Source organism: Siccirubricoccus sp. G192, from assembly GCF_019084075.1.
Classification (GTDB): Bacteria; Pseudomonadota; Alphaproteobacteria; order Acetobacterales; family Acetobacteraceae; genus G192.
Map to the genome: position 1 here is coordinate 1,099,331 of NZ_JAHREN010000001.1, position 16,049 is coordinate 1,115,379.

General features: G+C 68.9%; 18 protein-coding genes and 2 pseudogenes. 15 read left to right on the forward strand and 5 right to left on the reverse strand.

Annotated features, from left to right (window positions below):
• Positions 1–121 precede the first annotated feature (121 nt).
• From KSF81_RS05265 to KSF81_RS05305, 9 genes and pseudogenes are all read left to right on the forward strand, one after another.
• Positions 122–1,500: pseudogene (locus KSF81_RS05265) on the forward strand (ISKra4 family transposase).
• Positions 1,501–1,673: 173 nt separating this feature from the next.
• The gene (locus KSF81_RS05270; protein WP_217378085.1) at positions 1,674–1,970 is read left to right on the forward strand and encodes a tetratricopeptide repeat protein; all 297 of its coding nucleotides are present in this window, start codon (positions 1,674–1,676) and stop codon (positions 1,968–1,970) included.
• Positions 1,971–2,270: 300 nt separating this feature from the next.
• Entirely contained in the window at positions 2,271–2,588 is a 318-nt protein-coding gene (locus tag KSF81_RS05275; RefSeq protein ID WP_217378086.1) for a hypothetical protein, read from the forward strand.
• Complete coding sequence (locus KSF81_RS05280) at positions 2,585–2,878, forward strand: hypothetical protein (RefSeq protein ID WP_217378087.1); 294 nt, start codon at positions 2,585–2,587, stop codon at positions 2,876–2,878. The genes KSF81_RS05275 and KSF81_RS05280 overlap by 4 nt, the downstream gene beginning before the upstream one ends.
• Before the next feature lie 524 nt (positions 2,879–3,402).
• Positions 3,403–5,244, forward strand: coding sequence for an ATP-binding protein (locus KSF81_RS05285; RefSeq protein ID WP_217378088.1), 1,842 nt, complete (start codon positions 3,403–3,405; stop codon positions 5,242–5,244).
• Positions 5,245–5,337: 93 nt separating this feature from the next.
• Positions 5,338–6,303 carry an IS5 family transposase gene (locus KSF81_RS05290; protein WP_217378089.1) on the forward strand — a complete coding sequence of 322 codons (966 nt, stop codon included), beginning with the start codon at positions 5,338–5,340 and terminating at the stop codon, positions 6,301–6,303.
• A 120-nt stretch (positions 6,304–6,423) separates the two neighbouring features.
• Positions 6,424–6,768, forward strand: a complete 345-nt coding sequence (locus KSF81_RS05295; protein ID WP_217378090.1) for a hypothetical protein — start codon at positions 6,424–6,426, stop codon at positions 6,766–6,768.
• Between the two features lie 90 nt (positions 6,769–6,858).
• Positions 6,859–7,113, forward strand: a complete 255-nt coding sequence (locus KSF81_RS05300) for a hypothetical protein (protein WP_217378091.1) — start codon at positions 6,859–6,861, stop codon at positions 7,111–7,113.
• Positions 7,114–7,149: 36 nt separating this feature from the next.
• Entirely contained in the window at positions 7,150–7,398 is a 249-nt protein-coding gene (locus KSF81_RS05305; protein WP_217378092.1) for a type II toxin-antitoxin system CcdA family antitoxin, read from the forward strand.
• A gap of 105 nt (positions 7,399–7,503) precedes the next feature.
• On the opposite strand, the gene KSF81_RS05310 is transcribed toward KSF81_RS05305, so the two are convergent.
• Together KSF81_RS05310 and KSF81_RS05315 are read right to left on the reverse strand one after the other, a co-directional pair.
• The gene (locus KSF81_RS05310; protein WP_217378089.1) at positions 7,504–8,469 is read right to left on the reverse strand and encodes an IS5 family transposase; all 966 of its coding nucleotides are present in this window, start codon (positions 8,467–8,469) and stop codon (positions 7,504–7,506) included.
• Positions 8,470–8,709: 240 nt separating this feature from the next.
• Entirely contained in the window at positions 8,710–9,201 is a 492-nt protein-coding gene (locus tag KSF81_RS05315; protein WP_217378093.1) for a helix-turn-helix domain-containing protein, read from the reverse strand.
• A gap of 98 nt (positions 9,202–9,299) precedes the next feature.
• Between KSF81_RS05315 and KSF81_RS05320 the strand changes: the two genes are divergently transcribed.
• Genes KSF81_RS05320 through KSF81_RS05340 form a run of 5 tightly spaced genes read left to right on the forward strand, consistent with a single transcriptional unit; the run spans position 9,300 to position 13,261 of the window.
• Positions 9,300–10,049: an SDR family oxidoreductase gene (locus KSF81_RS05320; protein WP_217378094.1), complete on the forward strand. Its 750-nt coding sequence runs from the start codon at positions 9,300–9,302 to the stop codon at positions 10,047–10,049.
• A 26-nt stretch (positions 10,050–10,075) separates the two neighbouring features.
• Positions 10,076–10,678, forward strand: a complete 603-nt coding sequence (locus tag KSF81_RS05325; RefSeq protein ID WP_309139479.1) for a 2-hydroxychromene-2-carboxylate isomerase — start codon at positions 10,076–10,078, stop codon at positions 10,676–10,678.
• The gene (locus KSF81_RS05330) at positions 10,675–11,421 is read left to right on the forward strand and encodes an SDR family NAD(P)-dependent oxidoreductase (protein ID WP_217378096.1); all 747 of its coding nucleotides are present in this window, start codon (positions 10,675–10,677) and stop codon (positions 11,419–11,421) included. The genes KSF81_RS05325 and KSF81_RS05330 overlap by 4 nt, the downstream gene beginning before the upstream one ends.
• Positions 11,422–11,432: 11 nt before the next feature.
• Positions 11,433–12,086, forward strand: a complete 654-nt coding sequence (locus tag KSF81_RS05335) for a glutathione S-transferase family protein (protein ID WP_217378097.1) — start codon at positions 11,433–11,435, stop codon at positions 12,084–12,086.
• On the forward strand, positions 12,086–13,261 hold the full coding sequence (locus KSF81_RS05340; RefSeq protein ID WP_256444245.1) for a CaiB/BaiF CoA-transferase family protein: 1,176 nt from the start codon (positions 12,086–12,088) through the stop codon (positions 13,259–13,261). The genes KSF81_RS05335 and KSF81_RS05340 overlap by 1 nt, the downstream gene beginning before the upstream one ends.
• A gap of 12 nt (positions 13,262–13,273) precedes the next feature.
• Here the strand turns inward: KSF81_RS05340 and KSF81_RS05345 are convergent, their stop codons facing one another.
• Positions 13,274–13,651 carry a hypothetical protein gene (locus KSF81_RS05345; protein ID WP_217381868.1) on the reverse strand — a complete coding sequence of 126 codons (378 nt, stop codon included), beginning with the start codon at positions 13,649–13,651 and terminating at the stop codon, positions 13,274–13,276.
• On the opposite strand from KSF81_RS05345, the pseudogene KSF81_RS05350 reads away from it, so the two are divergent.
• Positions 13,597–15,002, forward strand: a pseudogene (locus KSF81_RS05350) (IS30 family transposase). The gene KSF81_RS05345 and the pseudogene KSF81_RS05350 overlap by 55 nt on opposite strands.
• Here the strand turns inward: KSF81_RS05350 and KSF81_RS05355 are convergent.
• Positions 14,902–15,360: a transposase gene (locus tag KSF81_RS05355; RefSeq protein ID WP_309139703.1), complete on the reverse strand. Its 459-nt coding sequence runs from the start codon at positions 15,358–15,360 to the stop codon at positions 14,902–14,904. The pseudogene KSF81_RS05350 and the gene KSF81_RS05355 overlap by 101 nt on opposite strands.
• Positions 15,321–15,857 (reverse strand): helix-turn-helix domain-containing protein, encoded by a 537-nt coding sequence (locus tag KSF81_RS05360; RefSeq protein WP_217378100.1) that lies wholly within the window; start codon positions 15,855–15,857, stop codon positions 15,321–15,323. The genes KSF81_RS05355 and KSF81_RS05360 overlap by 40 nt, the downstream gene beginning before the upstream one ends.
• Positions 15,858–16,049 lie beyond the last annotated feature (192 nt).

Genomic DNA, 16,049 nt, shown 5'->3' on the forward strand with positions numbered 1-16,049 from the left:
ATTTGTTCATGTCCGCTTCGCTCGGGTTTGGCCATTTCCTGAGCCTGGGATGGTCGACGAGACCGTCCAGAAGCTGGGGGGCTGCTATGTTCGCCGCTGGCGGTTGTGGGGCGGGGACACGATGCGGTGGTGGATCATGCTGGAGCTGGCCGGGCTCGACGGTACGCCGCAGCGGCATGAGGTCGGCTCTGGCGAGCGCATCTCAACTGGGCATACCGCAGCGATGCTGGGCCTCGACCTGGAGGAGAGCAAGGCCATCCTGGCCGCGGTGCAGTGCCATCTGGTCGCGGCGCAGGTGGACGAACACTGCCGCAGCCGGCGCCGCTGCGACCGGTGCGGGGCGCAGCGCCCGCTCAAAGACCGGCGGCCACGGCGATTGATCTCGCTGTTCGGGGTGGTGGAGGTGCGTGCCCCCCCCGCTTCGATCCATGCCGGTGCGGTGTCGCCTGCCGGCGCTCGATCACGCCCGTGGCGGAGATCATGCCCGACCGTTGCACGCCGGAGTATGAGCGCGTTGTTGCCGCCATGGGTGCCGCGCTACCCTACCGCCGAGCCCTGAAGCTGTTGGGCGAGTTCTTCCCGCTGAGGAATGCCCCCGCGGTCGAGACTACGCGGCAGCGGACCCTGCGGGTTGGTGCCCGGCTCGAGCGCGCGACACTCGCGCCTCCTCAACCGCCCGCCGCGGTACCTGAGGCGAGCTCGATTGCGCTCGGCATTGACGGCGGCCACGTGCGGTCGGTGCGCCGCTACCAGGTGCGCTCCTTCGAGGTCTTTGTTGCCCAGATCAGCGGCGACGAGGGCAAGTCTGTCGTGTTCAGCAGCGTGCAGGCCGAGGCGGACCGGCAGCAACAACAGTTGCGGGGTGTGCTGCTCCGCCTCGGCGCGACGCCGCGAACGCCAGTCACCATCCTGAGTGATGGCGCCGATGGGCCGCGCTCGCTCGGTGAGGCAGTCTGCATCGGTCCGACCAACCATGTGCTCGACTGGTTTCATCTTGCCATGCGCATCCAGCATGTGGCGCAGGCGGCCAAGGGATGGCCTGCCGACACGCCGGGCGAGCGCGAGGACGGCGCGCGGCTGGCCGACGCGGTCGAGCGCATCCGATGGCGTCTCTGGCACGGCCAGGTGCGGCGCGCGCTCGATCTCATCGGCGAGACACTGGCGTGGCTCGAGGGCATGCCCGACGCGGCACCAGCCGCCGCTGCGAAGGTGACGGCTTTACGGCGAGGGCTCGAGACCTACGTCGCCGGGCAGGCCGACCTGATCATAGACTACGCGACGGCACGGCGCAGCGGCGAGCCGATCTCGACGGCGACCACGGAGAGCACGGTGCAGTGGCTGCTGCACCGTCGGATGGGCGCCAACCAGCAGATGCGATGGTCGCCAAGGGGCGCACATTGGATGCTGAAGGTCCGCACCGCCGTTGCGAATGACACCCTTGCCAAGGACCATGTCGCCGCCGAGCAGTGGGCCCGCCGGCCGTTCCGCCCAACAGCGTAAGACCCCCCCAGGTTCTGGACGGTCTCGTGGCCGCAGAGGTGGAAGCCCTAAAAGCGCGCATTCAGCCGCACGCATAAAACTTTTAGTTGCAATACATTCCTGGAGCCGGACTTATGGGACGTATCTAATCTGGTTCGATATTAACCTGTCCCTCGAGGCAAAGGATTATTGCGATGGCCCACCGTCTGTCGCCGGCCGATGCGCCGGAGTTCATGCGCGACGGCATAGTGGCACGGCAAAGCGGCAACAGGCTGGCTGCCGTGCGATATTTCAAAGCAGCCGTGGCAGCCGATCCTAAAGGCCGCCAGGCACGGATAGAGCTCGCCCAGGAACTGGCAGCTCTTGGTCATCACGACGCAGGCGAGGCCGTGTTGCGGCGTGTTCTCGGTCGACGGGCTACGCGTAAGCGCAACGGCAGCGGCAGCGGCAGCGACGTTGATGGAGGGGCTCAGCGCCTTGCCGCAGCCTAGAGGGTGAACCGCAACCCTTATGACGCTCCTACCAGCACCGCCGATCCACCGCTCGCCGGAGGTGGCCGAGCAGAAAGACCCATGAGGCGGCCCGACCGTCTGGTGCCGTGGGGCTCACATCGAGTGCATGAGGGGGTACGCACACCTGCGGCCTGTTGGTGGGAACGGCACCCGCTGGACGGGCAGGCGTTCGCCGTTGGGACCATGATGCGGCAGCATGTGCCAGGCCGATACCTGGCTGGATGAGGGCCGCCTGCCGGACCACAGGAAGGCAGCGGCGAAAGTAGAAGGTAAGCCAGGGTGAACGATCAGGACATGCCGCCACCGAAGCCCAGACTCTCCTCCACGGAGCGGCGGGCGCGGGACGCAGATCGGCTTGCGGCGCTGCGCCTGCGGATGGCCATCGGCCGAGTGTTGGAAGAGAGAGGAATCGAAGCCGCCGCCGAGACGGTTGGCACAATCCTCGGGATCTCAGCGCACGAGGCGGAGAGGCTGCTGATCCGGCGGCAATGGCGTGAAGGCGACGTGCGGCTCCTCGAGATCGCTGCCGTCCGGCTAGGAGTGCCGGCCACCACCCCGCACCCGACCGGGCCGGAGATACCGGAGGGCGGCGTGTGACGGCTAGGGACGAGGTCACGGTCCGGGATCGCCTGCGGCGGGCGCTGCTGGCCTTCCAGGCCGGCCAGGAGCATCTGCTGGCGGCCCATCGCAAGCTGAAGGGCCTGCCGGCAGCCGAAGTCGAGGCGTTCTGGGCCGGACCAGGCCTGCGGATGGAGCAGGGCCTGCTCGCCGCCTCGGCGGAGGTGGATGCCGCGTTCAAGGGGTTCTCCGCGGCCGGGCTGGTGGCGGACGCGGCCGATCGGCACCGGGTCACCGAGGCACGCCGGCATCTTACGGACGGCGGATGACCGGCTTGGATCGGTGGTGGTCTAGGCCCAATACCGTTGACTTAAGCCTGTCTTCCGGCATCTCGCCCGTCCCTTCGCCACGCCCGGCGCCACAGGGGCGTGGTATCGCGGCCGCCGGCTGGTCAGCCTGGACTGTACCACCCTCGACCTGCTGGACACGCCCGAACTCAAGGGCCGCTATGGCCGACCGAGCGCCTCACGTGGGGTCAGCGGCTTCCCGCAGCGGCGCCTGCTGGGGCTGGCTGAATGCCGCACGAACGCGGTCTTCGCGGTAGCGCTCGACCGCTACGACGTCAGCGAGCTCGACCTGGCGCCGCCGCTGCTGGAGCAGCTGCGCCCCGAGATGCTGTGCCTGACCGGCCGCGCCTTCGTCGGCTTCGCGCTGTGGGGCGCCGCGATGGCCTATGCTGCCTCAACGCACCTATGCCCCCGGCGATTGTGGCCTTCCGCCCTATCCTCAACTACGCTGCTTCCGGGAACCACCCGGATCGAGAGGATGCCCCGAGTCTCCCGACGGCTGTCGCATGACTAAGGAGGCCGAGCTCCAGACCGAGCGGGTCAGGGCCGCCTTCGAGCAGATCCCGGTCGCCGCGCTTGCCACGATGACGAACGCGGCGCTCATGGTCGCGGTCCTTGTGGCGGACGGGCAGGGCAGTGGCACCTACACGTGGCTAGGCGCGGCCGTGCTCGTCGCGGCGGCCCGGCTCGCCGCCTGGTGGGCATACCGCCGCGCCGGACCAGCGATCGCGCAGCACCGGCGCTGGTCTGCCACCAGCATCTGCGGCGCGCTCGCCGCCGGGCTGCTCTGGGGCGGGGGCTCGGTCCTGCTGTTCCCCCAGACCGAGATCCACCAGCTGTTCTGGGCGTTCGTGATCGCCGGCATGTGCGCCGGTGCCGCCGCGCTGCACTACGCGCACCTCCCGAGCGCCCTCGCCTTCATCATCCCCGCCGGCGGCCTCCTGGCCATTCGGTTTGCCCTGGAGGGCTCGGGACGCCGGTTCGCCGCGGCCGCCATGATCGGCGTGTTCCTCGTCGTGCTCGTCGTGACCGTCAGGCGCTCGAGCCGGTACTTCGGCGAGACCTTGCGGCTGCGCCTCGACCTCGCGGAGCGCACGCGCGAGCTGGACGTCAGCAACGCCAAGCTGCGGACAGAGATGGCGGAGCACCGCGCCACGGAGGCGAGCCTACGCCATGCCCAGAAGATGGAGGCGGTGGGGCAGCTCGCCGGCGGCATCGCACACGACTTCAACAACGTCCTGCAAGCGGTTTCCGGTGGCATCGGCCTGATCCACCGCCGCGCCGGTGACAGAGCGGCCGTCGAGCGCCTGACCGGCATGGTGGAGGAGGCGGCCCGGCGCGGCGCCTCCGTCACCCGGCGCCTGCTGGCCTTCTCGCGCCGCGAGGAGCTGCGCCCGGCCGCCCTGGACGCCGGCGAGCTCCTGGGCGGCCTGCGGGAGGTGCTGTCGGCCACGCTCGGGCCCCGGATCCGGGTGGAGGTGGAGGCGGAGCCCGGCCTGCCGCCTGTGCTGGCCGACCGCGGCCAGCTTGAGACGGTGCTGGTCAACCTGGCCACCAACGCGCGCGACGCGATGCCGGACGGGGGCACGCTCACGCTGTCTACCCGCATGCACCGGGCAGGAGGCGAAGGCGGCCCCGGCTGTCTCAAGGGAGCCGGCCCGTACGTGCACCTCGCGATCGCCGACACCGGCCAGGGAATGAGCGCGGACACGCTCGCGCGGGCGTCCGAACCCTTCTTCACGACCAAGCCCCAGGGTCAGGGCACTGGGCTTGGGCTGGCCATGGCGCGGAGCTTCGCCAAGGGGTCGGGCGGGGCGTTGGCCATTGCCAGCGAGCCGGGCCAGGGCACAACAGTGTCGCTCTGGCTGCCGGTCACCGACCGGGAGCCGAGCCATCATCCCAGTCCCGCGTCGGCGGACTGGATGCCTCCGCCCGCCGGGCAAGGCCGGCGCCCCCGCGTGCTCCTGGTGGACGACGAGCCGGTCGTGCGCGAGGTACTAGCGGCCCAGCTCGGGGAGATGGGATACGAGGTGGCGGAAGGCGGGGACGGCGCGGCCGCGCTCGACCTGTTGGACCGGGGCGCGCCCTTTGACATCCTCGTCAGCGACCTGGCGATGCCGGGGATGGACGGGGTCGCCCTGATCCGGGCGGCGCAGGGCCGTCGCCCCGGCCTGCCCGCGATCCTGGTCACCGGCTACGCTGGCGATGCGGCCGCGCTCGCCGTTGGCGCGGCCGTCGACGGCACCTTCGCCCTGTTGCGCGAGCCTGTCACCGCGCAGCAGCTCGCAGACCAGGTCGCGGCATCGCTCGCCACCGCGCCAGCGGCTCGGCTCGAGCGAACCGTCTGACGGGCCTAGACATGTTGTTGCACGGGTCGCCCAGTCCGGGGCGGTTGGGTAAGCTGGGGAGGAGGGTGAGCCCTCGATTGAGGGGAACCCGCGATGCCGTTCAAGTCGAATGCTGCTCGCCGGCACCATATTCCGGCCCAGCGCCAGAAGGTCATCAACTGGGCCGAGTACGATGCCGGCCTGCGGGCTCGCGGCAGCCTCACCGTGTGGTTCACAGCCGAGGCTATCGCGGGCTGGCGGGCCGAGGCGCGCGTTGGCCGAGGTGGTCAGCCGAAGTACTCGGCCTTGGCGATCGCAACTGCCTTGACGCTGCGGGCCGTGTTCCGCCTGGCGCTGCGTCAAACCGAGGGCCTGATCGGCTCCATCCTTGCCCTGCTTGGCCTTGAGCTCGCCGTGCCGGACCACTCCACCCTCAGTCGTCGGGCCGAGACGCTGCAGGTGCCGCGGCCGAGGACGGGCAGCCGGCCAGTGCACCTGCTGGTCGACAGCACTGGCCTACGGCTGTGCGGTCCCGGCGAATGGCTGGAGGAGAAGCATGGCAGCAAGCGGCGCCGGGCCTGGAAGATGCTCCACCTTGCGACGGACGCCGACACCGGCCAGATCGTCGCCTCGGTGCTGACCGAGAGGGATGCCGACGATGGCTCGCAGGTCGGCCCCTTGCTCGACCGGGTTGATGGTTCCGTGGTGTCCTTCATCGGCGATGGTGCCCACGACCGAGACGATGTTTACGCCGAGGTCGCAGCGCGTCATCCAGATGCCGACGTCATCGTGCCACCACGCGCGAACGCGGTGCCGAGTACAGCGGCTGGGACCACGCCGACCCAGCGAGATGTGCATCTGCGATGTATCGCCGAGCGCGGTCGCATGGGCTGGCAGCGAGCGTCGGGGTACAATTGGCGTGCTCTGGTGGAAGCCGATGTCTCGCGCTGGAAGCGCGTCATTGGAGATAGGCTACGCTCGCAAACGAAGGGGCGACAAGCAACCGAAATGGCCATCGCCACCAACGTCCTGAACCGGATGCTGGACCTCGGGCGGCCGAAGTACATCCGGATCACATGACCCCGCACGAGGCAGGGATCGACGCGTCCATACCGTCGACCGATGCAACACGATGAGACAGCGAGGTACGGGCTGAGCCAGGCGAGAAAGCTGGGAGGCAGGTGGAGGGCGGGGTGGGCCATGGCGGACCTGCTGGGCTACGGTGAGGCCGCAGGTCTCAACGGGTCACGGCCGGGGAGGATTGCCATGGCGGCGGACGATCCGGTGCTGCAGCAGATCGCGGCCTATCCCTGGCCACGCGGCGGCCTACAAGCGCGGCGTATCCGCGGCGGCTACACCCTGACCTCCGTCCGTATGGGCGCGCCCGTGGCCAGGCTGAAGCCGCTCCCGTCCGATGGTCGTGTCGAGGTTCTCTGGTGGCGCCGCGATGCCTGGGGCCGCACTGGATCGTTCGGCGCCGTCCTGCCCATCAGCGACGCCCTGGCTTTCATCGCGGCAGAACCGGCGTTCTGGATCCGCGCCTAACCTCTCAACGCCGTGAAATGGCCAAAGTCGAGCCCATTTCGTTAGGTCCGGCCGACCTTCGCGCCGGCCGGGTCGAGGGCTGAGGCGCCCATGGCCCTCGATCGTCTCGCCTGGGCCTTGGGCGTGCTCCGCTGGACCGTGCCCGTCCTCGCCGAGGCCGAGGAGGTGATCGAGGGCTGGCGAGCCGAGGTGCGCACCGGCCGAGGCGGCGATCCGAAGTACTCGAACCTGGCGATCACCATCGCCCTGACGCTGCGCAGCCTGAAGGCCTACTCGGCTCCACCCTTGCACTGCTTGGCCTTGACCTCAACGCGACAGCTTGAAAGGCAGCGTGCAGCCCCTTAGCTTTGCGCAAGCTTGCGCAAACATGACGAGGCGCCCGTGGGCTATAACCATTCCGCGCCAAAACGGCCCGTAAATCTCAACCTAAACTCTGATTTGGTCGAACAAAGCAAGGTCGGCGTCGATAATTTCTCGGCCTATGTAGAAGAACTCCTGGCCGCGGATCTGGCCCACCGAGAAGCCCGGGCGGATGCAGAAAGGGCCCGCACCGAGGCGGCCCTGGAGGGCTTCGCTGCCCTCTACCGCGAACACGGCAGCCTTTCGGAGGAGTTGGAGACGGCCCCGTGAGTGCGGCGCAATTCGGCGTCCACCGCAATCCGTCCAGAAGCACCGCCAGACATCGTGTTGCATCGGTCGACGGTATGGACGCGTCGATCCCTGCCTCGTGCGGGGTCATGTGATCCGGATGTACTTCGGCCGCCCGAGGTCCAGCATCCGGTTCAGGACGTTGGTGGCGATGGCCATTTCGGTTGCTTGTCGCCCCTTCGTTTGCGAGCGTAGCCTATCTCCAATGACGCGCTTCCAGCGCGAGACATCGGCTTCCACCAGAGCACGCCAATTGTACCCCGACGCTCGCTGCCAGCCCATGCGACCGCGCTCGGCGATACATCGCAGATGCACATCTCGCTGGGTCGGCGTGGTCCCAGCCGCTGTACTCGGCACCGCGTTCGCGCGTGGTGGCACGATGACGTCGGCATCTGGATGACGCGCTGCGACCTCGGCGTAAACATCGTCTCGGTCGTGGGCACCATCGCCGATGAAGGACACCACGGAACCATCAACCCGGTCGAGCAAGGGGCCGACCTGCGAGCCATCGTCGGCATCCCTCTCGGTCAGCACCGAGGCGACGATCTGGCCGGTGTCGGCGTCCGTCGCAAGGTGGAGCATCTTCCAGGCCCGGCGCCGCTTGCTGCCATGCTTCTCCTCCAGCCATTCGCCGGGACCGCACAGCCGTAGGCCAGTGCTGTCGACCAGCAGGTGCACTGGCCGGCTGCCCGTCCTCGGCCGCGGCACCTGCAGCGTCTCGGCCCGACGACTGAGGGTGGAGTGGTCCGGCACGGCGAGCTCAAGGCCAAGCAGGGCAAGGATGGAGCCGATCAGGCCCTCGGTTTGACGCAGCGCCAGGCGGAACACGGCCCGCAGCGTCAAGGCAGTTGCGATCGCCAAGGCCGAGTACTTCGGCTGACCACCTCGGCCAACGCGCGCCTCGGCCCGCCAGCCCGCGATAGCCTCGGCTGTGAACCACACGGTGAGGCTGCCGCGAGCCCGCAGGCCGGCATCGTACTCGGCCCAGTTGATGACCTTCTGGCGCTGGGCCGGAATATGGTGCCGGCGAGCAGCATTCGACTTGAACGGCATCGCGGGTTCCCCTCAATCGAGGGCTCACCCTCCTCCCCAGCTTACCCAACCGCCCCGGACTGGGCGACCCGTGCAACAACATGCCTGCTACGCACCATGACGGCAGGCGCTCCCCAGCACACTACCGCCGAATGGACAAAGTCGAGGCCCGTTCTATGGCGAGGCCCTGAGATGCAGCGGCACATTGAGACCGCGGATGCGCTCGGCTGCCGAGTGCCGGGGCGATGGCCTTGCGTCGGGTCAGCCAACGGCCTTGCCGGCCGGCGGGTTGGCGGGCTTGGCACGGACGCCAGGGCCGGGTTCGACAGTGACCGCGCGCGCGGTCAGATCGGCGCGGCATTCCGAGCACACCATCATTGGGTCGAATAGGTGGCCGCAGGCCTTATGCCGGTGCATTAGGGGCCGGCCGGCCTCGCTGGTCATATACACATCGCCCCAGTGCACGATCGCCATCAACACGGGGTAGAGGTCAAGGCCCTTCTGTGTCAGACGGTATTCATGGCGCACCGGCCGCAGCTGGTAAGGCACCTTCTCCAGCACGCCGGCGGCAACGAGCTTGGCCAGCCGGTCGGCCAGGACCGGCCGGGTGATGCCGAGCTTCTCCTGGAACTGCTCGAAACGACGGATCCGCAAAAAGCAGTCGCGCAGGACCAGCAGCGTCCAGCGGTCGCCGATTACCGATACAGTGCGCGCCACCGAGCAAGTCTGGTCCGCCAACTCGTTCCACCGCATCCGCATCTCCCTTTTCCCTGGACAGAATAGGCTTGACGAGTTCCTTTTCCAAACCCACTCTGGGCCCAGTTCAAAAAACACACCCACCGGAGGAGACCATGGGAACGCGCAATGCGAGCGTGGCGGTGGTAGGGGCGGGCGACTACATCGGCGCCGCTATTGCCCGTAGGTTCGCAACCGAGGGCTATACCGTCTTCTGCGGTCGGCGGAACGGCGAGAAGCTTCAGCCCCTGGTGGCGGAGATCGAGGACGCGGGCGGCATCTGCGTCGGCCGCTCGCTCGACGCGCGCCAGGAGGAGCAGGTGGCGCAGTTCATGGCGGAGGCCGACGCCGCGGCGCCGCTCGAGGTCGTGGTGTTCAACATCGGCGGCAACGTGAACTTCCCCCTGCTCGACACGACCGAGCGGGTGTTCCGCAAGGTCTGGGAACTGGCCTGTTATGCCGGCTTTCTCACCGGGCGCGAGGCGGCACGGGTGCTGCTGCGGCACGGGCGCGGCTCGATCTTCCTGACCGGCGCCACGGCGAGCATGCGCGGCGGCATCGGCTATGCCGCCTTCGCCAGCGCCAAATTCGGCCTGCGCGCCGTCGCTCAGAGCATGGCGCGCGAGCTAGGGCCCCAGAACATCCATGTCGCGCATCTGGTGATCGACAGCGGCGTCGATACCGCATGGGTGCGGGAGCGGATCGAGAAGCGCATGGCGACTGACCCCTCCGCCGCCGAACGTCTGGAGCCCGGCCGGCTGCTCAGCCCGGCCACCATCGCCGAAACCTACTGGCAGCTCCACCAGCAGCCGCGCGACGGCTGGACGCACGAGCTCGACATCCGCCCCTCCCGCGAGACCTGGTGAGCGCGCCATGCCGATCCCCCCCGACCGTGGAATTCCACTTCGATGTCGGCAGCCCGAACGCCTATCTGGCGCACCGGGTGATCCCCGCCATCGAGCGGCGCACCGGCGCCACGTTCCGCTACGTGCCGATCCTGCTGGGCGGCGTATTCAAGGCAACCGGCAATCGCTCGCCAGGCGAGACCTTCAAGGGCATCCGCAACAAGCCGGAATACGAGCGGCTGGAGACCGAGCGCTTCATCCGCAAGCATGGCCTGACGCGCTTCACCCGCAACCCGTTCTTCCCGGTCAATACCTTGCAGCTCATGCGCGGCGCCGCGGCGGCCGAGATCGACGGCGACCTCCCCCGCTATGTCGAGGCGGTCTTCCACCACATGTGGGAGGAACCGAAAAAGATGGACGAGCCAGACGTGGTCCGCGCCGCGCTTGACGCCTCCGGCCTCGATGGCGCCCGCTTCTCCGAGCGCATCCAGGATCCGGCCGTCAAGGCCCGGCTTGCCGGGAATACCGAGGCCTCGGTCGCGCGCCGCACCTTCGGCGCGCCGACATTCTTCGTCGGCGATGACATCTTCTTCGGCAAGGACCGGCTGCGCGATGTCGAGGAGGCCATCCTCGCGGGAGGCGCGCCGTGACCGGCGCCGGGAATAGCGTCGCGCTGATCGTCGGCGCGGGCGACGCCATCGGCGCGGCGGTCGGCAGGCGCTTCGCGGCCGGCGGCTACACGGTTTGCCTGGCCCGCCGTTCGGCCGAGAAGGCGGCGCCCCATGTCGAGCAGATCGCCGGCACAGGCGGCCGGGCGCGGGCCTTCAGCCTGGATGCCCGCGACGAGGCTGCCGTCGCCGCGCTGTTCGAGCGGATCGAGAACGAGGTCGGCCCGGTCGAGGTCTGCCTGTTCAATGCCGGCGCGAATACGCGGATGCCGGCGCTGGAGACCAGCGCGCGGCTGCACGAGCAGGTCTGGCGCCTCGCCTGCCACGCCGGCTTCCTGACCGGCCGCGAGGCGGTGCGGCACATGCTGCCGCGCGGGCGCGGCACGTTGCTCTTTACCGGCGCCACCGCCAGCCTGCGGGGCGGCGCGGGATATGCGGCCTTCGCCGCGGCCAAGGCCGGCCTGCGCGCGACCGCTCAGAGCCTCGCCCGCGAGTTCGGATCGCGGGGCATCCATGTTGCGCACCTGTTGATCGACGGGGGCGTCGACAGCCCGGCGATCCATGCCCGCCGCCGCGCCCGCCTCGGCCCCGACGCGCCACCGCCGGAGCCTGGCAGCCTGATCGCTGTCGATACCGTGGCGGCCGCCTACTGGATGTTGCACACTCAGCCACGCGACGGCTGGACGCACGAGCTTGACCTGCGCCCCGCCGTCGAGCCCTGGTGAGGAACGCCGTCATGAGCGACACCGCCGACCGGGTGCTCTGGGGCTGCACGACCGCCCGCACCATCCGGGCCCACTGGGCGCTGCACGAGCTGGGCCTTCGCTATCGTTGCGAGCCGATCCTGCCGCGCTCGGGCGAGACGCAAACCTCGCGCTACACCGCCGTGAACCCCCGCCAGAAGATCCCGGCGCTGCAGGACGGTGACTTCACCATCACCGAGAGTGCCGCGATCATCAACTACCTGTCCGCGACCTATGGTCGGGACGGCAACCGCTTGGTGCCGACCGACCCGCGTGGGCGGGCGCGCTATGACGAATGGTGCTTCTTCATCGTGTGCGAACTGGACGCGACCAGCCTCTACATCCTGCGCCGCCATGTCGGCCTGCCGCAGGTCTATGGCGAGGCTCCGACCGCGGTAGAGGCAGCTACGACGTATTTCCAGAAGCAGGTGCAGACCGTCGCCGCGGCCCTGGACGACGGCCGGCGCTGGCTTCTGGGCGAGGCATTCAGCGGCGCCGACATGCTCCTCACAACCTGTCTCGACTGGGCGCTGCGCTATGAGCTGCCGCTGACCAACGGTCTGCTCGCCTTCCGCGACCGGGCGACCGCAAGGCCTGCCTATGCCGCGGCCCAGCAGGCAAACCGGCCCGAATACTGGAAAATTTAATGAGCGGACCTCTACAGGGCGTGCGAGTGCTGGACCTGACCAGCGTGGTCTCCGGGCCGAACGCGACGATGATGCTGGCTGACCAGGGCGCTGACGTCATCAAGGTTGAAACGCCGGGCGGTGACATCATGCGCCGCGGCGGCTTCACGCCAGGCTTCGTCTCGTCCAACCGCAGCAAGCGCTCGATCGCGGTAGACCTGAAGCAGCCGACCGGGGCCGGCATCCTGCGCCGGCTGATCGCCACCGCGGACGTGCTCGTGCAGAATTTCCGCCCCGGCGTCGCGGACCGGCTCGGCTTCGGCGAGGCGGCGGCGCGCGCAATCAGGCCCGACCTCGTCTATGTCTCGATTAGCGGTGTCGGCGAGACCGGGCCCTATATCCGCAAGCGCGTCTACGACCCAGTGATCCAGGCACTCTCTGGCCTCGCCGACATCCAGCGCAATGTCGAGACCGGCCGGCCGCAGATGATCCGCACCCTGATTGCGGACAAGACTACGGCCCTGGTTGCCGCCCAGGCGATCACCGCCGCGCTCTATAACAAGGCGGTCCGCGGCGAGGGCCAGCACGTGCGACTAGCGATGCTCGATGCCGTCGTCGCCTATCTCTGGCCCGAGGGCATGGCCGGCTACAGCCTAGTTGGCCAGGAGGAAGTGGCGGATCGGGCGCAGTCGGCGCCGGATCTGGTCTTCCGCACACGCGACGGCTACATCGCCGTCGGTACGGTTTCTGACGCGGAATGGCGTGGCCTTTGCCGTGTGCTCGAAAAGCCCGAATGGATCGACGACCCGCGCTTCAGGACCCCCTCCGTCCGCTCCGCCAACGCTGCCGCGCGCCTGAGTCTTGTGGGCGAGATGCTGGCCCAGGGCGACGGCGCCGATTGGCTCGCGCGCCTGGACGAGGCCGAGGTGCCCTGCGCGCCGGTGTTGACCCGCCGAGAGCTGCTCGCCGACCCGCAGGTTGCCGCCAATGGCCTGATCGTCGAATTCGACCAGCCCGGCCTCGGCCGCATCCGCCAGGCCCGCCCGGCGGCGCGGTTCGAGCGCACGCCCGCCGAGATACGCCGCCCGGCTCCCGCCATCGGCGAGCACACAAGCGAGATCCTGGCCGAACTCGGCGACGACGAAGCAAAGATCTCTGCGACGGTGGCCGCACTCGAACGCGAGGCAGCGCGCTAAATGGTGCATCCGCTAAAAGAGTGCGACATTTGGCGGAGCGGCGAAGCCGAGACGGCGGGGTGTGCGATGGCGCCGGCGGCGGCCCCAGACGAACGGATGCTTGTGCGTGTTCCAGTAGGTGGTGGCACGCGCGACGGCCTGCTCGATCTCCGCCCAGGCCTCGAACCGCCGCCCCTTGAGGGCCAGCGAGCGCAGCACCTTCCACCACGGCTCGATGAGGTTGAGGTAGGCCGCATACCTCGGCTGGAACACGAACTCCCAGCGCGGATGGGCGAGAGCAAAGAGCAGGGTGGATTCAAGTGGTCGTCGCAACACTCTGGTTGGGACGGTCAGTGATGGCAGGTCGGCGGCGTTCGGAACGAGCACTGCGAGCGGTGTTGGGGCGGTCACCTGGGCGGCCAGGCGTGGCTCAGCGCGAGAACCGGCGGCAGTTCTGGGCGGCGATTGCGACGGGCCTGTCGAGCGAGGACGCGGCGATTGGTGCAGGCGTGTCGCCGCCAGTAGGCTTCCGCTGGTTCCGGGAGGCGGGCGGCATGCCACCAAAGATACTTGCACCATCGGCGAAGCCACCTTCGGAGCGGTACCTGTTGTTCACGGAGCGCGAGGAGATTGCGCTGTTGCGGGCGCAGGGCTGTGGGGTGCGGGAGACGGCCCGGCGGCTGGGGCGGGACGCCTCGACGATCTCGCGTGAACTGCGACGGAACGCAGCCACGCGTAGCGGCGGTCTGGAGTACCGGGCCACGACGGCGCAGTGGCATGCCGAGCGGGCGGCGCGTCGGCCAAAGCCGGCGAAGCTGGCTGTGCGCGCGACGTTGCGGAAGTATGTTCAGGACCGGCTCGCGGGTGCGGTTGCCGGTCCGGGCGGGGCTTCGGTTGGCGGGCCCGTCGTGCCCTGGAGGGGCCGTCGGCACGGGCGCCGGCAGCACCGCCGGTGGGCGAGGGCGTGGAGCCCCGAGCAAATTGCCCGACGGCTGCGGCTCGACTTCCCTGGTGACGAGACAATGCGCATCAGCCATGAGGCCATCTACCAGGCGCTGTACGTACAGGGGCGCGGCGCGCTGCGGCGTGAGCTGACCGCCTGCCTGCGGACCGGGCGGGCGCTCCGGGTGCCGCGGGCGCGCAGCCGCGGACGGGGCAAGTCGCATGTCACGCCCGAGGTCATGATCAGCGAACGGCCGGCGGAGGTGGCCGACCGGGCGGTGCCAGGCCACTGGGAGGGGGACCTGATCCTCGGCTTGGGCAGTTCGGCGATCGGCACGCTGGTCGAGCGGACGACACGGTTCACCCTGTTGCTCCACCTGCCGCGCATGGCGGGACACGGGGGGGGGGTGATCGGGTGAAAAACGGGCCTGCCCTGGCGGGCCATGGTGCCGTGGCGGTATGCGGCGCCATCACGCGCTCGATCAGGACGCTGCCCCAGCAGCTGCGACAATCCTTGACCTGGGATCAAGGTGCGGAGCTGAGCCAGCACGCGCAGCTGCGAATCGATACCGGTGTGCAGGTCTACTTCTGTGACCCACACAGCCCTTGGCAGCGCGGGACGAACGAGAACACCAATGGGCTGCTGCGGCAGTATTTCCCGAAGGGCACGGACCTGAGCGACCACAGCGCGGCAGCCCTTACCGCGGTGGCCACAACGCTCAACAGCCGGCCGCGCAAGACACTCGGATGGAGAACGCCGGCCGAAGCCTTTGACGAGTTGCTGAGATCGGCGCACACAGGTGTTGCGACGACCACTTGAACTCGAGCAGCACATCCGTGCCGCCGTGGATATTGAGGTTGTCGATGACGGCGCAGACCCGCTCGGCTGCGGTGCCGATCCAGCCCTCCACCTGGCCCAGGAAGTCGACCCAGTTCGCCGTGGTACGGCGCTCGTAGGTTACGGTGAAGGCGGCACCCGTGGCTGGCTGCAGGGCGCCGAACACGTAGCCCGCGACATCGCGCCGGCCGTAGTCGATCTCCTGCTTGGCCCGCTCCGCCCGAGGCCCGACCGGCCGGACCAGCCGTCGTCCGGGATAGCTCTTGCTGGCCTGCGGGCCCATTTCGTCGAGGCAGACGACTATGCTGCCCTCGGGCGGTGCGGTGTAGAGCTGCTCGATGGCCCCCTTTTACGCGTGAAGTCCGGGTCAACCCGCGCCCCGAACCAGGTCTCTTCCTGGCGCCACTTGAGACCCTCAGCCAGGAGCACCTCGCTGATCCGGCTGCGCCGCATACCGATGCCCTGCTCACCGAGATAGGCGACCAGGCGGTCCAGGGTCCACGAAGCGAAAGGTAGGCCCAGCTCGGCCGGACGGTTCAGGGCGGCGGTGATGACCGCGCTCCGCTCCTCGGCCGTGTAGGTCGGCGGCCGTCCCGAGCGCATGTCCTCCTCCAGCCCCGGCAGGCCGTGCTCATTGAACCGCTTGAGCCAGAACCGAACCGTGGCACCGCACAGGCCCATCCTGGCGGCGATCTCCGGCGCGCTCAGGCCCTCGTCCACCGCGTGCTGCACGATTTGCGCCCGTCGGACCAGCCCGGCGCCGAGCGTGCGTGAGCGCGTCATCCGCGCCAGCCCTTGCGCCTCCTCATCGCTCAGTCCGCGCACCCGAATGGTCATGGCCGAATTCCTGGGGACAGTCAGCACCAGCCCCAACGCCCCGGACGCGAAAAAGCCTCCTCAACTTGCCGGATGCACCACTAAGGGCCTCCATCCTTTGAGAGCTCGGCCTCCTGGTCAATTCCACGCTATCAGCCTGTCCGGCCCAAAAGGCCACCGCGAGTGGAATGCGAAGGTTGGGCTCACTTGGCC

Bases quoted from the DNA above. Each gene is read 5' to 3' on its own strand.
- KSF81_RS05270 (WP_217378085.1), top strand. From the start codon at position 1,674: ATGGCCCACCGTCTGTCGCCGGCCGATGCGCCGGAGTTCATGCGCGAC.
- KSF81_RS05285 (WP_217378088.1), top strand. From the start codon at position 3,403: ATGACTAAGGAGGCCGAGCTCCAGACCGAGCGGGTCAGGGCCGCCTTC.
- KSF81_RS05290 (WP_217378089.1), top strand. From the start codon at position 5,338: ATGCCGTTCAAGTCGAATGCTGCTCGCCGGCACCATATTCCGGCCCAG.
- KSF81_RS05295 (WP_217378090.1), top strand. From the start codon at position 6,424: ATGGCGGACCTGCTGGGCTACGGTGAGGCCGCAGGTCTCAACGGGTCA.
- KSF81_RS05300 (WP_217378091.1), top strand. From the start codon at position 6,859: ATGGCCCTCGATCGTCTCGCCTGGGCCTTGGGCGTGCTCCGCTGGACC.
- KSF81_RS05310 (WP_217378089.1), bottom strand. From the start codon at position 8,469: ATGCCGTTCAAGTCGAATGCTGCTCGCCGGCACCATATTCCGGCCCAG.
- KSF81_RS05315 (WP_217378093.1), bottom strand. From the start codon at position 9,201: ATGCGGTGGAACGAGTTGGCGGACCAGACTTGCTCGGTGGCGCGCACT.
- KSF81_RS05320 (WP_217378094.1), top strand. From the start codon at position 9,300: ATGGGAACGCGCAATGCGAGCGTGGCGGTGGTAGGGGCGGGCGACTAC.
- KSF81_RS05335 (WP_217378097.1), top strand. From the start codon at position 11,433: ATGAGCGACACCGCCGACCGGGTGCTCTGGGGCTGCACGACCGCCCGC.
- KSF81_RS05340 (WP_256444245.1), top strand. From the start codon at position 12,086: ATGAGCGGACCTCTACAGGGCGTGCGAGTGCTGGACCTGACCAGCGTG.
- KSF81_RS05360 (WP_217378100.1), bottom strand. From the start codon at position 15,857: ATGACCATTCGGGTGCGCGGACTGAGCGATGAGGAGGCGCAAGGGCTG.